Genomic DNA, 19,055 nt, shown 5'->3' with positions numbered 1-19,055 from the left:
AGTTACCTAAGCGGCCAACTTAAGGGCGGCTAGTCATCACTTTTCGTTCTTAATTGGAAACCCGTTGGGCGTAAATGCTTCCCAGCAGTCATCAACATCCTCAAACACCGTGACATCGTCCTTTGTGTACCTGACCAGCAGGTCCTCATTATCGATATAGGGGCCGCTACATCCCAGATTGGTGCCCCAATCGCCGAACTCTGCAACAAAATACATGCTCCGGCCAAGCGTGTCGTTTGTTTCGAACGCGACCACTGAATTGCTACTATCAGATTCGGATAACTCACAAGAGTCTTCTACTTGTTCCCATTCTTCGTCAAGGACCGGGCTTCCGTTTCGCAGCTCCTCCAACCGTTCTTCAGTTAGACTGTCCTCCAACATGTCTGCTATATCTTCTGGTGCATACGTATCCCGGATCCAGTGTCATACAAGTGCCAAGATGAGAGCACCTCCATCTGGTCTCAAGAGGCTCCGATGGCCATTCGAATGTGCCGTTTGAGCTGGCAGCACCATATAAACGAGACATCTCATTAACCCCGGGCAATCCCAAGTCCATGTATTGATCCCCGGTTAATTGGGCCCGGTCCTTAGAATATAAGAGGTCGATCAATGCATCGATGCGTTCCTGTCCATTCAACTGTGATAATCGCTCCAACGTCTGCTCTGCCTTTATATTTCCCATATCGAATCTATTCAAATCACGAACTTGAATCTGCCAAAAACAATTTTGAGGAGTTGCTCTTAGTCAAATATTCTACACATGGCCTGGTGAGCACTAAAAACACGACCTCTAATTGTGATCGATAGGGATATATTAACCGAGTTGCAGGCACCTTTTATCTGCAACGTGAGCGCCCCGAAGCGACCAATGACTAACGCCCCCGTGTCACTGTCGTCTGTTTTCTCGGAATTCTGCTACGATCGGAAAGTGATCAGTTCGACATTGGTTGATTACACGGGTGCTTTCCATTAACAGCCCCTTGTAGATAATGTGGTCGAGTGACTTACCCTTAGGAGTACTTGGGTCGGTCTGTACGATTTCAACGCAGCCAGCCGCGAACAACCTGGGAAAGTACTCTCTCATTGTCGCTGAATTGATATTGAAGTCTCCTTGAAATATTGCCCGCCTTGCGGTATCCGATGTTAGGCAAATATCAACTTCGCTCAAAGCATCAAGGGCCGCCTGAGCTTTCAGATCGACGCCGAAAAAGTGAAACGGAACCATGTGGAAGGTCCTTATCTGAGCCCGAACGCCGGCAGACAACTCGACAATGCAAGTCGTCAGCCCGCCGTTTTTTGAACGGATCAACTCACCATCCTTAAGCACCTCGAACTTAGGATTTGTAAACGGCAAAAAACTGCTCGATATTATCGGATACCTCGAAATGACGGCCTGCCCAATATGCATCGATGTGTCGATGAATGAACTGCCCGTCGTATGGTTTAGCCAGAATCTGTATCCGAGAGCACTCGCAATGATTCCGGGTTGTGAATTATCGCCCGCTTCATGGGTTTCCTGGAGCGTAATCACGTCCGGATCCTCGCGTCTGATCAGTTCAACGATTGAGTCGATGCCGTCTTCGGAATATGAAGCCGGATCGAGCGGGTCCGCACCGCTCTTGTAAATGCGTCCGCCGCCGATATTCCATTGAAGTGTTTTGAGTCTCATCGAAGCCCTTAAATTATTCCTCATCGTTGAAATCAGAAGTCCCCGCGGGTGCTTGATCCTCAATGACATGAACCGGCAATTCCTTCCAACCCAGAATTTTGGCTACTGCTGTTGTGGCGTTGCCGTCGACCACCGAATAGGTGCCGTTTGCGTTGGACCGGACTTCGATCGGGGCCCTTTTTCCGGCTCCGGGTACTCCGTTCACCAAATCTGCCATAAACCGATGGGCTCGTTCTACCGGGCTCAAACGGTTCGTCACCCTAACGTCATTTTCGGGCCCCTTCGTCAGGATCAGTTCGTCCACCGGCACTAACTTGTATTCGCCCGACATGGGATTTACAGGGAATGCCTCGAAGTAGGTTGTCCAAGGTGTTTCCGGGAGGTGAACAAACTCGAAAGCAGTTTCCTTTGGGTTCGCAACCGACGAAACTAGAATCGGACCGATACCGCTGACCTGTTGTAGAAGTTCTTCGTTCGAGAACCGCCTTCGAACTATCGTCTTCCAAACGGCTTCTCCTTCGTCTCGCCAGGGACAGACCTTTCTAACCCAACTTAAGTACTTCTGGGGCGAGTCAGTCTCGGGATCTTGTCGGGAATAATGATAAACGTGGGTATTGCGGATCTTCTGGTCCGGGTCACTGTCCGCAAACATCCATTCCTCGTCACTCATGTACTCGAGAGCGGCCCGTGCCGCAGACATAAATTCACCGTGCGTTACCACTATCACGCTCTGTCCTTCGCATTCCCGGTGGAGAGTATCGAAGAACGATCTTACTCGCAACCGCACATCCGCGATCGATTCACCTGACGGAGGCCGCCAATAGAGTGCATCGATCTTTTTCAAAAACGCACTCTGGCTGTACTTAGCCTTGAACTCGGCTCGCGGCATCGACCCTATCTCTCCCCAATCACGTTCCCTCAACCGCTGGTCGACTCGCCACTCCGCATCAGGGAGCCCAAGCAGGCCAGCTGTTTCCCGGGTCCGGACAAATGGCGACACGTAGTATCGATCAAACCGCTCGCTGATTTCGGACTTGATCCATTCGCCAGCCGTACCGGCTTGCTCAACTCCATCGTCTGTTAACCTCCACTGGTGCCCCGGCGTCTCTCGAAACCCGGGCGTGAACAAACTATCATCGCCTTTCTTGCCTAGATCGACCGCCAGGTTGCCCTCTGAATGTCCGTGGCGGACAATCACCAGATTATTTGGCATTGCCATAATTGATTTCTCCTTACGGACATGAGTCCGGGAAGTTGATGCACTTCCTCTTCATATTGACTTGATAAATGCCTTGTAGGCTTCTGCCTTCTCATAAAGGCGATCCGCCAGCATTTCGTTAGCTTCCTTTAGTTCGGCGTGGATCAACAGCGCCTCTATTCGGTATTTGGCGATTTTTTCCTGGGACCATTTGGGCGGAGGAGGTTGCAGATTGGTGATCCGATCCGCCATCTTTACGACCCAGACTTCTTTTGGCTGCGTTTTGATCCATTTCAAACTGTCCGGCATTTGGTCTGTCTTCGTTAATCTCTTGTCCTTAGTCAGGGCCTGCACCCCCCGAGCAACCTCGGCACCAAAGTTATCGGCAATGTCGTCGTAGGACGTTTTTGTGTCTTCGATCGTGTCGTGCAGCCAAGCACATTGCATCGCGAGATCTGCTTCGTATCTGTCGTCCGTGCCGATCGCCGCGATCACTTCCATGCTGACGAGGCTGAGGTGGACGAGATAAGGCAAGTCGGTGCCGGGCACCAGTTGGCCATTGTGTGCCTCGGCGGCGAATTTGCACGCGTTAAGATATTTTTCTTGTTGCCAAATATTATTCATTTGTTTGTTCCTAACCGAATCAAAAAATAGTCCTCAAGCCCACGGATCGAATTTCCTTTCAAACGGGATAGTAACATGGGTGACGATTATCGCGATCTGGATCAAGAGCAGGCCGTCCTATACGGCAATGCTTTTGCCAAAGATAACCCGAGCTACGATCAGTCGAAGGCCGCACCGTCTTTCGAAAGTGTTCTCTCGACAACCCCCCCGAGACGTCCAAATATCCCAGCCAATTTGAGCCCCTTGGCCTCATCCTCGGGTTTGTACGCGAACACCAAGTCGCCCAAGTCCGCTGTAGACTCAGACATTTGGGCTGCGTACGCCTCGCCCGCTTTAATTTCCTCTACATCAAGGGCCGAGAGGTACTTACCGATCTCTGCCCGTGTCAATGGTTCTTTCATTCCTTCTTCCTCCACTATTTCACAATCTGCCACTGTGTGGCTTTCCGATGCCTCTGGTCATTCAAAACTTGGGCCGCAAGACAGGAACACTTCCCGGCATTTAACACCGCTGATTTGACGTCAAACGCAACTCGGCGACAGCTTCCTCGTTCTCGACAGAGTGTGCCGCAAAGTCACTTTGCGATTCATTAAACATGTTTGTGATTTCCTCCTATATGATATCAAAATACTGCTCTAAAAAGTACTAAAAACGCCTGATCCGGCTAGTTTGGTCGGAACATAAGGGTATTCTTTTTTCATTCTTTCGTACCCAAAACGCTCCTTCCCAAACACCTTGCCCGATCCGCTCATATCGTAGATCACATCGAGCGGTTCATTCTTACCAGGTGCGTAAACGAGTGTGATCTTACACTCCGCGGCACCGCTCTCCACGGCCTTGACTGCAGCGTTCCGGGCGGCGTATGCCCCGAGGCGGTCGATGTGGGCAAAGTCCTTGCCGGCCAGAGCACCGCCGCCGATCGGAACACGCGGGCCATAATGGTCCATCACCAGCTTCCTGCCCGTCTGGCCGTTGTCGCCATCGCTGCCGCCCGCGATCAGTTCACCGTTAGGGTTGACAAGGATACGGACCGCCCCCCACTCTGCGGCCCATCTTGAGTCCCCTTGTCGGATCTTCGCATAAGACGCTGCGAACACCTTTTCCTCTCCCGCTCTGAGTTCACGAAGGCCGGTTGTTCGCCTATGCTGCAGCGTGACAACCACGTCCTCGAGTATGAACTCGCCGCCGCTTTCCCGAATGATCACCAGGAACTTGCCGTCCGGCCCCTCACCGTCGAGCGGCCCGTTCTTGAGCGATGCTATTAGATCACGCCGTAACTCGTGGACCAGAAACTGCTCCGGCGGTAGGAAGTTGGTCTTCCTGTCGTATCCTGCCCACCCGATGACGATCGATTGGTCGTGGATAACGGCGGTGTAAGGGTTGGGATCGTCGCTAATGAAACAGATCTCATTAAGGATTCGGTATTTCATGGCGTCTATGTGATTGCCGGTTACATAACCGATCCTCTTGCCGACCTCGCGAACGATCTGTTCGACCGTCTTCCGGATCGGCTTACTTGTGACCATTACTCCCGAAAGCCAGACTGCGTCCGACCATACGCCGGCCTCGATCTGGGCGTAACAACCCGGATCCGCCTTGTACCCTTCGGCAATTATCGCGTCCGCCAGAATGTCGCAGAATTTGTCGGGGTGCCCGTCGAGCACCGCCTCAGCTGTTCTGATCATATCCAAACCGCCCAAGCTGTAAATGAGGGATACCGGCACGTTCGAGTTCAGCCGGTGAGCCGTCCCTCGAGACGATCGCCCGGACGTCCTGTCCGCTGATTGCCTGGAGCAGGCCCGGGTCGCATTCCTCGATGTACCCGTCGGTGATTACTACTGCCTTGCCAGGGCGTGTCTCGGCGATATGCTGCAACACTGCGTCCATCGATGTGCCGCCCGTAGTGGACGTGACAAGGCGGCCGTCTCTGATCTCGGCCGGTTCAACCGTGTCGCTGAACGCCCAGAATGGCAGCCTGATATGCCGCCGGAGCCGCCAGATGAGCGTGACAAGAGCATCCATCTCATGGTTCATCGAACCGCTGACGTCGAGGTAGATCTGCGTCGTTCCGCGCCGCACTTTTTCTGCGTCTGCCAGGTGATGTCCGGAGAAACGGGCTCCACATCGCCCGCAGGAATCCACGCTTATCACCCTCGTTAAGGACCGGTAGCGTCATGGGCACCGGCTTGTGTTCGGACGTCGAGTCCCTATCCGGCGTTACACATTCCGTCAGCGCCTGTATCGCTTCTCGTTCCCAGATCTTCATCGGCGAATCACCCTTGGCGGTGCTTTCCGTCTTCGCGTAGTTCATCCCGACTCCGTGATCCCGAGGGTTCCGCCAGATCCCGCCACCGTTCATAGACGTTAACGTCTCGCGTAGTGCAGCCTCAACCTCCACCGTGATCTCCTCGGCATCGTCGGGGGCTTCTGAGTGATTGCCGAGGAAGGTGCCATCGCCAAGTTCGTACTCGTAGTCGCCCGGATCGCCGAGGCGTCCGGCTATGTCGAACAGATCGTCTACCACGAGTTTTCCCGCGTAAAGCGACCGCCACACAGAGAAGAAGCGAATCTCCGGTGGATCCTGTCCCAACCCGCGGTCTTCTCCCTCGGCCATGGGCCTGAGGAGTCGCAGCGGCCCTTCTGCTTTCGCGTAGTAACTGCCCATCATGTCGCTGTAGGCGGCCCCGAGCGAGCGGTGGATGATCGCGTTTATGACCGCGTCGAGAGCAAGGTTAAGTGCAGGCGTCATTCGCTTGAACCTCTCAGTGTGGTTGAGCAGCACGTGCAGGAATTCGTGGATGACCACCGCTTTAACGTGGGCCTCAGTACCGCAATGTTCTTTTATAAAATCGAGGTTCACGCACAGCTTTGGTTTCCCGGTCAGGGTTATCCCGAGCGTCGGGACCTCTTTTGTAAACTCCACCTCCGACACCCGCAGGATCCCTCGGCTTGCGATCGGGTTCTCGTCTATAAGCTCAAGCAATATGGAATTGAAGTGTCTTTCAGTTATCTGCATAAAACCTCCCCGGCTCAAACAAGTCAAGCGTCCGTGATAGCCGGCTGTTGGTCCAGATGACCGCCTTGTTCGGATCGTAGAAGCTCGGCCCGCACAAGCCAAGTATCAGGGCGTGCCTGAGCACCGCATCCTCGTCAGCCAAACGATCTACCTTTACCAAGCCTTCGGCATCATGGCCGATCGGGCGGCAAGTAAGCATCTGAGCCGGTATCTGAAAGATAGCCCGTAGTTCTTCCGGAGAATCGATCACCCTTGCCTCAAGGATCTCCTCGAGAAATTCAAGCGGAGTTATATCCTTGTCAAACACAAGGCCGACCCTCTCCCGCCGCGGCCACGCTATTGATTTCTCCGCATCTCCGAGCAGCGTTTCTCTCATCCGCGTGGTTCGCATCCGGGGTGGAGCTCCGTAGTTAAACTGCATGCCTTCAGACAATGTTCCGGGCACTACAGGCCCAGTGACGATAGATACGTTACGCATTCGTTCAATTCCTCCTCCACGGCGACCGGATCGTCCGGTGACATGTCGTTGATATACAGATAGTTATAGAGCTGGGCCGCCCTCTCCCTTCGCTTCCCCGACATCGGGTCCAGAAGTTTCTGTAACCGCACCCAGTCGCGATTCCGGCCGTTCGCATCTGCCTGGGATTCCTTCCACTTGAGTTCCCAATCGACATCGATCACCGCTGTCGCTGCCTTTCCAAGATCCGAAACGCCCTCGCTGCCGATGTTCAGCGCGCCGGCGAGGGCAGCCGGATAAACCGCGTAGGCAAACAGTGCGGCCCGTTCCTTGGATTCATTTGCGAGCAGTTGGGTTACGGCGAGCGTTCCTGTGTCGGGATCCGGGCATCCTGTCACGAGCCGGTTGATCTTCGCCGGAAAACGCCGTTCGAGATGAAATTCGTTCAACCACTTTTGTTTTCCGCTAAGGCTCGCCGAGTCCCAGGCCGTCCGGTGGGCCGAACGGATGACGTGTTCCGATATCTGGACGCCCCAGGCCCTTTGGGGCAAGCTCCACGTAAGAGCCATTTCGAACGACTTTTCCTCGCGGCGGTTGCCTCGTACGGCCAGAAGCGCGGCGATGTTCTTGACCAACTGCCTGACTCTTCGTGGAGAGATCCTGAATCCGGCCCGGCCAAGTTCGTTTGCGACTATGAGGCAGTAGTCGACTGTCCGGTCGTCCGGCCTGGCCGTCATACAACTGTAGGCCGTTCGCCAGGACTCAAGTTGGGATCGCAAGGCTGATGAGAATCCGGGCCGTTCTGTCTGTTCGTCAGCACAGGCGATCGCCCGATGAGTCTTATCGCTCATCTCGTCCCAGTCCGGCACCTCGACAACAAATGCAAATCTGTCAGCAAGGGCTTGATCGAGGGGCTCAGATCCCTCGTAAGAGTCCCCGTTCTGCTCCAGCCCGCACGGATTCATGGCGGCCCAGCGGTAGATCAGCTTGTCGAGTTTGATGCCTTGGACCCGCCGCTCCTGAACCAGAGAAAACAGCCGGTTCTGGTGCTCCGGCTTGCATCGGCTGATCTCGTCGATAAGTACCGACTCCGCTCCCCAGACCGTCGCGGGCGTCTGCAGGTACTCGATCCGCGAACCCTCGGCCGCAGGAAACGGAAAACCTACCAGATCGTCAAAACTGATCAGACTGGCGTTGTAGTGACGATGTTCGAGGCCCAAGGCCTCAGACGGGCTGTTAAGTAAAAAGGTCTTGCCCGTACCGCAGTTGCCGATGAGCAATAAAGGGTCGGCCGTGACCAAGGACGCGAGAATTACGGATTCGATATCCTCGTAACCATAGATGCCCGCAGCTTCGAGTTTCACGGGCGTTTGTTTAGATCTTCTTAGTGACATGTGGTGCACACTCCTTCTATGAAATTGAGCGCATGGGATTCGGACTGGAAATACGCAAAGCCGCAAACCTTCATCAGATTGGCGGCTTTCGTATATATGACTTGGAGAAATTATTTCGGAAGCAAATCGCTTCTGCACATCGAAAGCAGTCTTGCTTTCAAGGCACCGTTGGCTCTCCTAGCCTGGTTGCCGGACGCTTTCGCGTCACTCCTGATGACAAGTGAATGATACCAAAACAGACGCCAAAAGTAAAGTAGCTGATGCCTTGAATTGTCATTTGGGACCACCCGGATCCGCCGCCGCACATAATTTGAGAAAAATAGTTATAATTTCCAAAACATGTCAGAAGGGGTAAGCAAATCGATAGAAGAAGTATAGGTATTAGGTTTGGGGCACGGTGGCGTAAATGAATGGCGAAGGGACAATATTTCTCGATTTAGATTGTGTGAGTCACTACTACCATGTTGACTCCGCCGAGTCCCCCGGTTTGGTGAGGTTTGTTTTGGATCGTGATCAAGAACTTGCAGGGTCCTTTTCGAAGCTCGATAAAGTTTATCCAAATTATCCTTGGAGCTCGCCGGCAACTCTATGATGCGAAGATTGTGCGGCTGGATTTTTAGTTTAGATGATTACCCCGAAGTAAAAGACTTTCCCGACGGTCAGGCCATTTTGGATCAGATTCAACATGCCCGGGATCTAGTGAATCAGGCTTTTATTTCTCGTGATTTTGAACGGCACTTTTACCCCGACTTTCCACCAGCGGCTCGGTTATGGACGGAGCAGGGTTACCGTGTGATCTTGTTCAGTACGGTTAATTCAGAGCGATGGCAACGGATAATACGGGGAACTTCCGGTTTTTGACAGCAAGATAATGCCGGTCCTCTTAGCCAGCGATGATTCCGCTGATGTTCTAAGAGATCTCGCAAGTTACTTTCCTGAAGATCCGGACCGATGTTTCTTGATCCTCAAATATGTAAAATCTACCATCGCTTCGGAATGGCGGAGAAAGAGGGTCCGAACGATCCTGGTAGATCGTGAATGGACGGTAACATCTTATCTCGAGCCTGGATATGGTTTATATGTCTCGAAACTTACTGACATAGATCCGAATAAGGAGTCAGAGCGTGAGTATTACTAAGATATGATCTAAGACGATTCGTTACTGCCCAAGAAGAGAGGTGTATGCAACGGCACTTACGGAACTACGTTCCGGCCAAAAAAACCCATTGGATGTGGTTCATATTCCCCCAAATAGATGGTCTGGCGATGAGTCAGACATCGAGACATTTTGCGATCAAGTCTATAGAAGAAGCTCGTCGGTACCTCGACCATCCCCTTACTCGGGCCACGCCTGATCGAATGCTCAGAGACGGTTCTTGCCATAGACGGCGGGGGTGCAGAAAGTGTTTTCGGTTACCCCGATCACTTGAAACTGAGATCTTCTATGACTTTGTTTGCCTTTATTGCCGGCCCGGGTTCCGTCTTTTATTCGGTTTTAGAAAAGTACTTTAACGGGGAAAACGATGAAAATACGATGCGTACCTTGAAGGAATTAGAGAGAAAATAAATTCAGGAATAAAATTTTCAACCTTAGGATGATTTGCACGACTCCAGCGGCAACGCTACTTCGATTAACTTCTTTCTTAACTTCATTATCTTTTTGCCTTACTTCCAGTAACGTCCGCTTGAATATATCGCTCGATTCGGATGGGGTCGACGAACAAACGGTTCGTCAGGTATCGCGATGAATTCTTGGCTGTCAGGATCATCAACATATCGTTTGAATCCATTCCTTAGTAAGCCAGTTTCAGCAGCTTCCGCCGAATCAAAAACCATCTCGTCAAATACGCCAGCAGTGTCACCGAAGAAATACACGATCACTCCGTCCGTCGTCTCATCAACAAGAGCCCAGTTTTGCTGCAAGAACTCGACGACCTTGAACCGATAATCCCGACTGCGGATTTCAATTTTGTCTTCCAAAATATTTACCTCTCGTTTGCCGACGAATAAATAATCATCGCCAGCAGCAACAAAACTTTGATTGTTTTCTTTGGGTGACTATGGAATTAACTCTAAATGATCAAGCCGAGCCTTTCGCTTCGTCCAACTCCTCATTCGCTCGCCTTCTTAACGAGGCCAGTACATTGGCCTCGAAAGAACGAAGGGCGATACCGGCAGCGACCTGCAAGCCGATTCGCCGCCGCAAGTCTTCCAAGGTAATGTATACCGGCTTATTCTCAACAGTTAGAAACGGCCCCTTGGCAAGTTCCAACATCCGGACCCGCAGAAGGTTTCCTCCAAGTTATCTGCCGTGATTTCCTCTAACTCGACAAACGGAAGTGTCCAATTTATTGCAACAGTCGTCCAGTCAAGCCATTGCTTCTTGCCGTCCGTTGTAGTCCGCATTGGCACTAAGCCTAGCGGATCATCGTTCGGTTCCAGTTCGACCCATAGGCCCTCGCAATTCTCGACTTTTCAATGCTCAATAGCCGGACATAACTAGTCTTAGTCTCCTTTCGCCCTTTCCTTATTGCCTGCTCCAGTTTCGCCAGAGTCTATCTCGTTCCTTCTTCTGCTCCAGCCTTTCCCGATGTCTTTCCGCTTTCAAGCGCTTTTTCTCGTCGCGACGCTTTTGGATGTTGACGGGGTCTTCATACTCATCACGGGCGCGGCGTTCTTTAGTCCTAGCATTTTCATGATCTTCCATCTTTCGAGCAATTCTCCCGCCCATGTTCCATCGAGAACGCTGTAAAGTTCGGCATTCAAGATCGGGATAGGGCTCGAAAGATCGACGAGCAAACACCGGACTGCGCCTTCTAATAAAACGGATCGACTCTCCGGGCCGAATACCCGCAAGAGCCTTTGCGATCTCAACGACATTTTTCCCATCGTACTCAGTCTGCGGTGGTATGCCCTGGTTCTCCGACATAGTGCGAAGCACCCCCAGCCGAAATTCTCTTGCTCCACATGTAGTGCAATGAATCTTCGTGCACAGCTTGCGGCGCACGGATTCCGCTAGGTAATCATTACGCCAGTTTTCCGTCATGAGGGTTCTCCTGCCTGAGTCTGACATCAAGCAGTGCCAAGGCCGGAACTGCTCAAATCGATAAGATAACCAAAAGCTTCAATGAAAACCCCGGTACGAACGCAGCAGTATTTTCCATACCAATTAGGCGAAAATGAAGGCCGGGGAATCAACACTCACATCGCTACCATCCGGGGTATCGATCCCAAAGGTCCGCCCCCAGTGAAGCGGCGTGCAGGTCCACGGCTATCTGTTCGATCTCCTTCCTCAGCTCAAGACGCTCGAGCCAGTGGACGGGAATCGAGCCCACTCCGTGCAAAGTTCCGAGGATATTGCCTGTGATCGCACCCGTGCTGTCGGTGTCGCCTGAGTGGTTTACCGCAAGCAGTAGGGCTTCAGTCAGATCATTTTCGCGAGCGAGTGAACAATAGATAGCTATGGCCACGGCCTCTTCGCCAACCCAGCCCCCACCCAGCGTTTCGACCAATTCGGGCGAAGGGGTTCTTGTTCGGTCCTGCGCAAGGCTGATCGCTTTGTCCAGAGCTTCAAATGTTTCTTCGTGGTTCTTAACGTTTGGCAGAACTTCGTACACGGCGTGATTAACAGAATCAACAAGGCTGCGACCCTCGACAATTTTGCTGACGATTACCGCAAGAACACCGGCACTGATATACCCCGTCGGGTGGCCGTGCGTTGTCGCCGCAGCCTCAGCACCGATGCGAAACGGCTCGATGCCAAAAAGGCCCGCGGGGGCAATACGCATCACGCCGCCGCAACCCTTGCTGTTATTGATTGGTTCTTCAATCGTTCCCATTTCGCCGGATCGGAGCGCGGAGAGGCAGGTGTTTCCCGGGGCACGGCGGACGTTAAGATCAGGAACATCAAGTAACCAGCTCCCCGTTAGATAATCTGGCAACTCACGATCGTCGTTCGGAACATGGATCCGCTGCGTATACAGCCAACGCAGATAGGCCCTGTGAATCACACTTGCCGGATTACAAATACCTCGCTCTGAGGATCGCATGTACGATCGAATAAGGCCTTCCGCAGTAAATAGCGTCATTTGCGTATCGTCCGTTATAGCTCCGATACGTCCATACGCTAATGCATAATCCCTCAATCCCGAATCGCCGAACCGCTCACGGATCCGCTCAAGCGAATCAAATTCGACCGCCGCACCAAGGGCGTCTCCGACTGCACCCGCCAGCAAGCAACCTTTGAACCGAGCAAGCCTTGCTTCTTCGGCAGAAGAAAGTACCAAGGGCATGGGGCGATTCTCCGGACTGGGATCGGTTAAAACTCGCTCCGGAAGTTGGTCCAACGGTGTTTTCGATTCTGTGGGTTTCATATCAACATATTTCTGCTCCGCCTTAGGTCGGATGCAGTCATTCGGGTCGTTAGTGATCACTACCTAGAAGATAAGTGTACGAGCATATGACGCAAGTGTTCCTTCTGATGTTAATCCAGGTTATATAAATCATTGACTGTGACACTGTAGAGCCCCATATCCCCCAAGACGGTATTTTCACCGGATTCCGGACTCGCTACTTCGCTTCGGGGTCGTCTTCATTTCAACCCGGTGGAATTAAATCACTAGACCTGCAAGCTCACTGAGCAGGAAATTGAGCGTCGCCATTTTCTTCAGGCGTCTGCCCTCGTGGTTCCTGTCGTTTAAGTCGTGAGCAGATTGGGCCGCCGATGTACCAATGTCGAAAAGAAATTGTTCGACTTTAAGCCGTTCGGCAACGACACGCATCCTCTGGCTAATGGGGAAATCGATCAATACATACTTCAGAATACTGACAATTGCCGCAGGCTTCTTTGGCAGGTGACGCCTTATAGAAACCGTCCTTTATTCCTTGAATCAGTCTTTCCGCAGCCAGATTCGAGTCGTTCGTATTCATTTGGTCGAATTCATGGAGAACGCCGTGTCTTAAATATGCGATGTATGCTTTTGATTTTCCAAGGGCCTTTGCGTATGCCCAAAGTTGGAATCGATGCTCCTCTGGGTTCATTTCTGAATCAGTCTTGTAGTCCAATACGAAGTCAGCTCCGACGAGATCTGCAATGCCGTGAAGAGTGGTGACTCCAATTTTAATAATAAATGGAACCTCACGTTCACATTCTGCCGATCTTACATTTGCAAACGCGGAGTCGCAGCGAAAGCGTTCAGCGAGCTCAAGTGCCGTCGCGAGATGGCTGTCGGGACTGTCTGCCGATTCGACGCGAAGGTCTTCAATGTTATCGATGTCGAGTTCAAGGGCGAGGTGGGCCAACGACCCTATCGCCATACCGACACCGTAACCTTCGGCAAGGCCTGGTGACCGTCAACATATTGGAACTTGAATCGGAGAGGGCATTTCGAATAAGTGGTCAATGCGGTGACCGGAAGTTCACGCAGGCCGAAAGTGACCGGTTCAACATTTACGTGTTGCGGCGTCCTGAATGGCGCCATTTCGCCAGGGCTGGGCGCAATTGCCGCTTTTTCGTCGTAAGGAATTATCTCATTGATGATTCCCGCCGCATCTAGCCCGGGCTTGAGAATATCCATTGCGAAACCCTTCTCTTTCGTTGCAGTAAGGATCACTTTGTCACGTGCACGGGTCACTGCGACGTAAAAGAGGCGTCGCGCTCTTCAATTTCCCCTCTTCTTTCTTCGATGCTTGATCAGCTTATGGATCGCGGGTTCGGTTTTCTCATATCTGTCGCTTTCCATCTGGAATGCGACACCGATATCCGGATCGACCAATATAACCGAGCTGTCGCTCTTCATATCTCTGGCAAGATCCGGGATGAACACGATCGGCCATTCCAGACCCTTTGCCTTGTGGATGGTCATTAGCGATACGGCTTCGCCGGAATCAAGCGATGGACGAGGGACCTCGGTCTCTGTTTCGATCAATTCGCGCAAAAATCGTGTTGTTCCAAACACATCGCCACGCCCCTGACGCTCTAACCTGCGAAACAGATCGTGCATACCGCGAAGGTCGGCAGACCGCCTCGCTCCGTGCGGCAGGTTGGCAATAACAGCACCATAACCTGTTAGCGTGTCCGCCAGTTGCACGACCTGGCCGGATGACATTGTGGCACGGGCATCAAGAAGGTTCTGCAATATATCAACCGATCGAGCAAACTCAGGCCGAGATTTGATCACCTGCCACCACGAAACACCTTTTTCTAGGTCATCGGCAGCATTGTGCAGGTCGATGTCACTGAACGCAAAAAACGGGCTTCTGAGCAGGGCAACAAGCGGAATATCGTCGTTCGGCTCTGTGAGAAATGAGACCAAAGCGTAGATGTCGAGAGCCTCGCGGGTATCGAGCAAACTGCCGCCACCGGCATGGACTGCCGGTATCTTCATTGCGGTGAGAACGCCGAGGTATACATCAAGCGGGGCCCACGTGCGGGAAATGATCGCAATATCACGATACGGCACTCCAGCAGCGTGGGTATTTATTTGCCGGGCGATGTACCGGGCCTCGATGATCTGTGTTTGGCCTTGCCGACGCCCTTGGCGGCCTCGACGACAGACGAATGGACATGTGGAGCCGCAAAAGGCCGATCCGTCCGATCGGCGTCGAGTGCCTGATGAAGGTCGTCGAGCACAGGCTCGAAGATCGTGTTCATCGTCAAGACAAGCTCGTGGTGGGTCCGAAACGTTAATGAGAGTGGAACCTCGATTCCTGATCGAGCGGTAACGATCTCTTCGCGAACGCGGCTAAATACTCCAATATCGGCTCCGCGAAATCCATATATCGCCTGCTTTTCGTCACCTACGATGGTCAGCTTGGCATTGGCGGTCAAGCGGCTTAGTATCTCGGTCTGAATCGGATTCGTGTCCTGAAACTCATCTACAAGAAACGCATTCCAACGCATACTGTAATGTTCGACAGCCTCCGGATGGTCAAGGATCTTCAACGAATAATGCTCAAGATCGCCAAAATCGAGCACCTTATCCCGCAGCTTTTCAGCAGAGATATAGTCGCGAACTTGTCTAAAGGCCGCGGCAAGGGGCTCGATCCGGCGGGCGGCCTCGTCGTCCTCCGGCCCGTATTCGAGAGTTGCGAGGTCGTAGCACGATTTTAGGTGGTCCTTTAGTGCACCGAGGCTTTGCCGAAGCCTTTCAAGCCCACCGTCCGGCCAGTTTCCCGCCGCCCCTTTGTTTCTGGCAAAATTCTTGAGTGAGTCATTGAGTGCCTCAATGTCTTTCGGGTTCGCCATTGCTGATATGACATCGGCTCTGACCGCCTCGAGTTTGTCGCCGTCTTTCCCGCGGCATTCAGATACCGCCGCATTCGCCGCACTCCATTCACCTGAAGTGATGATCTTTGTAACCGTCTCGGCTGAAGTCTTCTCAATAGTCTCCTTCCATTGATCGGAACCGAGCGATAGGGCCTGATCTGACGAGTAGGGGTCCTTGAGCAAAACGGAGATGGCGGACGTTAGCCAACTGAAACCAAGTGTACGAAAGATCTCCGGGTCGATGAGGCTGACTGCCTCTTCAAATTTCTCGGCCATCCATAGAGGTTTTGCGGTGTCATCGAGGATCGAAAAATCCGGCGGTATCTCAGCCAGATCATAGAAATCCCGGCAGATCCGAGATGCGAGAGCGTGCATCGTACTGATCTGAGCTGCCTCGACTTCGGCGATCACCTTCTCATCACCAAGCTCCGCGTTCAGCGTCTTGCGGATTCGTGAACGCAGTTCATCCGCCGCTTTGTCGGTAAAGGTGACCGCCACGACCGAGAGTGGAGACATGCCGTCCGTCTGAACATGGTGCAGGTAACGGGCCGCGAGCATGCTCGTCTTGCCGGTCCCGGCACCTGCTGTGACCGCCACACTGCCGACTGCGGTCGCAGCCCTTTTTTGATCCGGTGTGAGATTCATGTGTTAGCTGTTTTTCGCTCCAGACGCAGCCCCTTGCGGCATACTTGGTCAAATTTGCAGTAGGTACAGGCGTATTCATCCGCATCAGGATCCACCGCGAAATTACCGTCAGCGAGAGTCTTCTTGATCCTGTTTACCAGACCATCGAGCTTGACGAAGTCATCCTCCTTCTCTGCTCTGAGTACCTTGCCTTTGACCAGTGAGTAATAGACGCTGTTGCCAAGAGTGCCCGCGGGATAGAGTTTTTTGAGTGCAACATTTGAATATAACGGGATCTGTACATCAACCGTGAGTTTTCCGGCCTCGTCTTTTGCACCTTTCGGCGGCACCGAGCTGGTCTTGTAATCAATGGCGATCAACCCATCAGGAGTTTCATCGACTCGATCGATGTAACCAATGAGCCGAAATCCATTCCAAGTTTCCTCGAACATCTGCTCTAGACCGATAACGCGGGCACCATCGCTGATGAACTCCACCGACTCAACTGCTTTCCTGAGTGCCCCGATATGTTCGGCCCGCTGCAGGTCCCAGTTAAGCAGCGTTGGTACGGCTGCGTCCGGACTCTTTTCCGCCTCTGCGAAGGCTGCATCCAGGTGTTGAAGTGTCGCGGCTCGTATATCTCCCTCAGCCATTGCTCTGGAAACCGCGAGCTCCAGAACCTTGTGGTAAAAGGTGCCGCGTTTGGTGTAGTCCATGCCTAGCTCGATCTCCTCGACAGGCTCGAGCTTAAGAACACGCTGTGCAAACCAACGAAATCCGCATTGGCCGATCGCCGTTAGTTGCGATGCACTCCAGCGACGGTCTCCGGGTTCGAACGGTACCCCGATCACGCCATCATACTCGTCGTAATGCGGCGAGTTCTCGCGGTTCAACTCGACCGCATACTGAACGCGTGCCGGAGCCAGAACCATGTCGTCAGAAGGACTTTCCTGAGTTCTAAGCACAACCATTCTTCGTTCTTTCACGCTTGAGACGATCTTTGTATCCGGGGGAGCCTTTAACGGCGTGAGGCCAAGGCGGTCAAAGAAGGAGTTCGGCATTAGTTCGCCGTTGTCGAGGCTGGAAGGATAACTAAAGCTCACTGATCTTCGTCCGGCCAGCAGCGTCAAATAAAATGACAGAGCTTCCCACCTGGCGACCTCGGCGGCTTCTTCAAATTCGATTCCGTGTTGTCCTAGCAGCTTTCTTTCAAAGAAATCGATCACTGGGTTTTCGCGAGCAGGTGCAGGGAAAACGCCCTCCGCCATCCCCGATCACGAAAAGATGATCGAATTCTGCACCGAGGATCGTGTTCGGCTCAAAAAGAGCTACGCCCGCCGCACCGGGGGCAAACGGGACAGAATCTTCGGCAAGGACCTCGCCGATGATCGCTGAAAATTCGGCAAACGTCAGGTCATTATCTCCTTCGATCCTTTCGACTGCGGAGATTGACTCTATGAAAGTATCGTAAGCGAGAATTTCACGTGCCCGGTTAGCGGCCTTCTTCCTGACACCCAACGCCTCAAACGCTCGTCTGGTGCAGCTCGCCCACCTGGTCAATGTCTGAATAGCGGGCCAATCCACCGAGGTGAGATCGACACCGAGTCCGACCACGCTTCCCGCCCGGATGTGCGAGTTTGACGGGCCGCCGTCCAAATCCCATCAGGCAGGCCCGGACCAAACGGATGCAACATGAAGCGTGCCGTAGGCTCGTAGCCGAATTTCTGATCGAATGCGTCGAGCATCAAGCGGACAAAGCCGCCGAAAACCGTGCTGTTTAGCCGGACATTGTGCCCGATTCGCACCGGCAAACCATATTCGTCCGCCACCGCGTCGATTACCGGTGCGTAGCTTCCTGATCGCGGCAGACGATCGCGATTTCGTAGGGATCGGTCCCGTCGACGACCATCTTCTTTATTCGAGAGAGCGTGCCTCGAACTTCGGATTCGATATTTGGATACGCAATGGCGTCACTGCCGGACGGTGATTTTGTTGGACTGGTAAAGTTTGCTGCGAGCGTCTGACCGGTCGTTTGCGGAGAATCCGCAGTGTTGTCGGCAGTTTGCCAGCCAAACGTGACGAGCCGTTCCGCCCACTCCCGATTGCCGGTAAATATACCGTCTCCGTGGCAAGGCAAATAGAATGTGCTGCCTTCGCCTGCGATCGCATTGATGAAGACGATCTCCTCTTTGCGGGCACGGTGATGGCCATAAATGAAAAGAAACCGGAGCTCCGGCTCGCAATGTGCAGCAGCCCAAAGCAGTTCTGCCCTGTCGATCAAATTGTCCTTTAGCAACTCGGCCTTATAGGCCTTGGTGATGAGCCCAAGTTCAAGAACTCTCGGCGAACCTCGTTCGATCAGTGCATCAACATCAATACCGGTCCGTAACACCGTCTGCATTATTGTCTTCAGCCGAACTGCCATCGACCCCGGATCAGCGTTCTTGATTGTTTTGGCAAGAACTCCTTTTAGCGTGTGCCGAGCCATTATATCGGTAGCTAACTCCAACCCACGGGCCTCTTTGAGTACGCCTCGAGCAAGTCGCGGCAAACTATAATACGCCTTACCAAGAGCGGAGGCGGCGGCCCGGTGAGGTGTGATCACAAGCACGCCCGAACAATCGACATCCGATGGATTAGGGCAAGAACTGATGTTTAGGATTCGGGTCATATAAACGGAAACGCGGGTTCAAAAAAGCACGGTCCTATTGCACCAAAGAATGTTCAATCCACTTCATATTTGATGCCTAAGCTCTGTGCGATTTGTTTGATATGCATAGTCTTGCTCTCAGTTCCGTAGAAGAGC

Annotated in this window: 21 protein-coding genes, 1 pseudogene and 1 riboswitch; of the genes and pseudogenes, 1 reads left to right on the top strand and 21 read right to left on the bottom strand. The window is 52.8% G+C overall.

What is annotated here, in order from left to right:
• Nucleotides 1-36: 36 nt before the first annotated feature.
• The 10 genes from IPK01_00625 to IPK01_00580 form a co-directional block, all read right to left on the bottom strand.
• Complete coding sequence (locus tag IPK01_00625; protein ID MBK7932003.1) at nt 37-255, bottom strand: hypothetical protein; 219 nt, start codon at nt 253-255, stop codon at nt 37-39.
• Between the two features lie 631 nt (nt 256-886).
• Nucleotides 887-1,669 (bottom strand): endonuclease/exonuclease/phosphatase family protein, encoded by a 783-nt coding sequence (locus tag IPK01_00620; GenBank protein ID MBK7932002.1) that lies wholly within the window; start codon nt 1,667-1,669, stop codon nt 887-889.
• A 13-nt stretch (nt 1,670-1,682) separates the two neighbouring features.
• Nucleotides 1,683-2,888, bottom strand: coding sequence for a histidine phosphatase family protein (locus IPK01_00615; protein ID MBK7932001.1), 1,206 nt, complete (start codon nt 2,886-2,888; stop codon nt 1,683-1,685).
• A 51-nt stretch (nt 2,889-2,939) separates the two neighbouring features.
• Nucleotides 2,940-3,491, bottom strand: a complete 552-nt coding sequence (locus tag IPK01_00610) for a bifunctional (p)ppGpp synthetase/guanosine-3',5'-bis(diphosphate) 3'-pyrophosphohydrolase (GenBank protein ID MBK7932000.1) — start codon at nt 3,489-3,491, stop codon at nt 2,940-2,942.
• 158 nt (nt 3,492-3,649) lie between these two features.
• Complete coding sequence (locus IPK01_00605) at nt 3,650-3,892, bottom strand: hypothetical protein (protein MBK7931999.1); 243 nt, start codon at nt 3,890-3,892, stop codon at nt 3,650-3,652.
• 234 nt (nt 3,893-4,126) lie between these two features.
• Nucleotides 4,127-5,176 carry a methionine adenosyltransferase domain-containing protein gene (locus tag IPK01_00600; GenBank protein MBK7931998.1) on the bottom strand — a complete coding sequence of 350 codons (1,050 nt, stop codon included), beginning with the start codon at nt 5,174-5,176 and terminating at the stop codon, nt 4,127-4,129.
• A complete protein-coding gene (locus IPK01_00595) occupies nt 5,160-5,570 on the bottom strand; it encodes a VWA domain-containing protein (protein ID MBK7931997.1) in 411 nt (136 codons plus the stop codon). Before IPK01_00595 ends, IPK01_00600 begins: the two co-directional genes overlap by 17 nt.
• A complete protein-coding gene (locus tag IPK01_00590; protein MBK7931996.1) occupies nt 5,515-6,507 on the bottom strand; it encodes a hypothetical protein in 993 nt (330 codons plus the stop codon). Before IPK01_00590 ends, IPK01_00595 begins: the two co-directional genes overlap by 56 nt.
• Nucleotides 6,494-6,985, bottom strand: coding sequence for a hypothetical protein (locus tag IPK01_00585; protein ID MBK7931995.1), 492 nt, complete (start codon nt 6,983-6,985; stop codon nt 6,494-6,496). The genes IPK01_00590 and IPK01_00585 overlap by 14 nt, the downstream gene beginning before the upstream one ends.
• Nucleotides 6,952-8,358: an AAA family ATPase gene (locus IPK01_00580; protein ID MBK7931994.1), complete on the bottom strand. Its 1,407-nt coding sequence runs from the start codon at nt 8,356-8,358 to the stop codon at nt 6,952-6,954. The genes IPK01_00585 and IPK01_00580 overlap by 34 nt, the downstream gene beginning before the upstream one ends.
• Nucleotides 8,359-8,458: 100 nt before the next feature.
• A riboswitch (SAM riboswitch) is annotated at nt 8,459-8,580 on the bottom strand.
• Between the two features lie 1,008 nt (nt 8,581-9,588).
• On the opposite strand from IPK01_00580, the pseudogene IPK01_00575 reads away from it, so the two are divergent.
• Nucleotides 9,589-9,925: pseudogene (locus IPK01_00575) on the top strand (DUF1810 family protein).
• A 98-nt stretch (nt 9,926-10,023) separates the two neighbouring features.
• Here IPK01_00575 and IPK01_00570 read toward each other — a convergent pair.
• The 11 genes from IPK01_00570 to IPK01_00520 all read right to left on the bottom strand — a co-directional run bounded on the left by IPK01_00570 (nt 10,024) and on the right by IPK01_00520 (nt 18,920).
• Entirely contained in the window at nt 10,024-10,338 is a 315-nt protein-coding gene (locus IPK01_00570) for a hypothetical protein (GenBank protein MBK7931993.1), read from the bottom strand.
• A gap of 100 nt (nt 10,339-10,438) precedes the next feature.
• On the bottom strand, nt 10,439-10,633 hold the full coding sequence (locus IPK01_00565) for a hypothetical protein (protein ID MBK7931992.1): 195 nt from the start codon (nt 10,631-10,633) through the stop codon (nt 10,439-10,441).
• Nucleotides 10,634-10,885: 252 nt separating this feature from the next.
• Nucleotides 10,886-11,404 carry a hypothetical protein gene (locus tag IPK01_00560; protein MBK7931991.1) on the bottom strand — a complete coding sequence of 173 codons (519 nt, stop codon included), beginning with the start codon at nt 11,402-11,404 and terminating at the stop codon, nt 10,886-10,888.
• 163 nt (nt 11,405-11,567) lie between these two features.
• Nucleotides 11,568-12,650, bottom strand: coding sequence for an ADP-ribosylglycohydrolase family protein (locus IPK01_00555; GenBank protein MBK7931990.1), 1,083 nt, complete (start codon nt 12,648-12,650; stop codon nt 11,568-11,570).
• Between the two features lie 496 nt (nt 12,651-13,146).
• Nucleotides 13,147-13,674 carry a PD-(D/E)XK nuclease family protein gene (locus IPK01_00550; protein MBK7931989.1) on the bottom strand — a complete coding sequence of 176 codons (528 nt, stop codon included), beginning with the start codon at nt 13,672-13,674 and terminating at the stop codon, nt 13,147-13,149.
• Complete coding sequence (locus IPK01_00545) at nt 13,665-13,970, bottom strand: hypothetical protein (GenBank protein MBK7931988.1); 306 nt, start codon at nt 13,968-13,970, stop codon at nt 13,665-13,667. The genes IPK01_00550 and IPK01_00545 overlap by 10 nt, the downstream gene beginning before the upstream one ends.
• Before the next feature lie 48 nt (nt 13,971-14,018).
• Nucleotides 14,019-14,744 (bottom strand): ATP-binding domain-containing protein, encoded by a 726-nt coding sequence (locus tag IPK01_00540; GenBank protein ID MBK7931987.1) that lies wholly within the window; start codon nt 14,742-14,744, stop codon nt 14,019-14,021.
• 92 nt (nt 14,745-14,836) lie between these two features.
• Complete coding sequence (locus IPK01_00535; protein MBK7931986.1) at nt 14,837-16,270, bottom strand: UvrD-helicase domain-containing protein; 1,434 nt, start codon at nt 16,268-16,270, stop codon at nt 14,837-14,839.
• The gene (locus tag IPK01_00530) at nt 16,267-17,475 is read right to left on the bottom strand and encodes a PD-(D/E)XK nuclease family protein (protein ID MBK7931985.1); all 1,209 of its coding nucleotides are present in this window, start codon (nt 17,473-17,475) and stop codon (nt 16,267-16,269) included. The genes IPK01_00535 and IPK01_00530 overlap by 4 nt, the downstream gene beginning before the upstream one ends.
• Complete coding sequence (locus tag IPK01_00525) at nt 17,459-17,905, bottom strand: hypothetical protein (protein ID MBK7931984.1); 447 nt, start codon at nt 17,903-17,905, stop codon at nt 17,459-17,461. The genes IPK01_00530 and IPK01_00525 overlap by 17 nt, the downstream gene beginning before the upstream one ends.
• 181 nt (nt 17,906-18,086) lie before the next feature.
• Complete coding sequence (locus tag IPK01_00520; protein ID MBK7931983.1) at nt 18,087-18,920, bottom strand: hypothetical protein; 834 nt, start codon at nt 18,918-18,920, stop codon at nt 18,087-18,089.
• Nucleotides 18,921-19,055: the final 135 nt, after the last annotated feature.

Source organism: Acidobacteriota bacterium, assembly GCA_016713675.1.
In the GTDB taxonomy this organism is placed as follows: Bacteria; Acidobacteriota; Blastocatellia; order Pyrinomonadales; family Pyrinomonadaceae; genus OLB17.
The sequence above is the reverse complement of the archived record's forward strand: the minus strand, read 5'-3'. Positions and strand labels throughout refer to the sequence as shown.

Coding starts and splice junctions, on each gene's coding strand:
- IPK01_00620 (MBK7932002.1), bottom strand. CDS start 1,669: ATGAGACTCAAAACACTTCAATGGAATATCGGCGGCGGACGCATTTAC.
- IPK01_00615 (MBK7932001.1), bottom strand. CDS start 2,888: ATGGCAATGCCAAATAATCTGGTGATTGTCCGCCACGGACATTCAGAG.
- IPK01_00610 (MBK7932000.1), bottom strand. CDS start 3,491: ATGAATAATATTTGGCAACAAGAAAAATATCTTAACGCGTGCAAATTC.
- IPK01_00605 (MBK7931999.1), bottom strand. CDS start 3,892: ATGAAAGAACCATTGACACGGGCAGAGATCGGTAAGTACCTCTCGGCC.
- IPK01_00600 (MBK7931998.1), bottom strand. CDS start 5,176: ATGATCAGAACAGCTGAGGCGGTGCTCGACGGGCACCCCGACAAATTC.
- IPK01_00590 (MBK7931996.1), bottom strand. CDS start 6,507: ATGCAGATAACTGAAAGACACTTCAATTCCATATTGCTTGAGCTTATA.
- IPK01_00585 (MBK7931995.1), bottom strand. CDS start 6,985: ATGCGTAACGTATCTATCGTCACTGGGCCTGTAGTGCCCGGAACATTG.
- IPK01_00580 (MBK7931994.1), bottom strand. CDS start 8,358: ATGTCACTAAGAAGATCTAAACAAACGCCCGTGAAACTCGAAGCTGCG.
- IPK01_00565 (MBK7931992.1), bottom strand. CDS start 10,633: ATGTTGGAACTTGCCAAGGGGCCGTTTCTAACTGTTGAGAATAAGCCG.
- IPK01_00560 (MBK7931991.1), bottom strand. CDS start 11,404: ATGACGGAAAACTGGCGTAATGATTACCTAGCGGAATCCGTGCGCCGC.
- IPK01_00555 (MBK7931990.1), bottom strand. CDS start 12,650: ATGCCCTTGGTACTTTCTTCTGCCGAAGAAGCAAGGCTTGCTCGGTTC.
- IPK01_00550 (MBK7931989.1), bottom strand. CDS start 13,674: ATGGCGATAGGGTCGTTGGCCCACCTCGCCCTTGAACTCGACATCGAT.
- IPK01_00540 (MBK7931987.1), bottom strand. CDS start 14,744: ATGAAGATACCGGCAGTCCATGCCGGTGGCGGCAGTTTGCTCGATACC.
- IPK01_00535 (MBK7931986.1), bottom strand. CDS start 16,270: ATGAATCTCACACCGGATCAAAAAAGGGCTGCGACCGCAGTCGGCAGT.
- IPK01_00520 (MBK7931983.1), bottom strand. CDS start 18,920: ATGACCCGAATCCTAAACATCAGTTCTTGCCCTAATCCATCGGATGTC.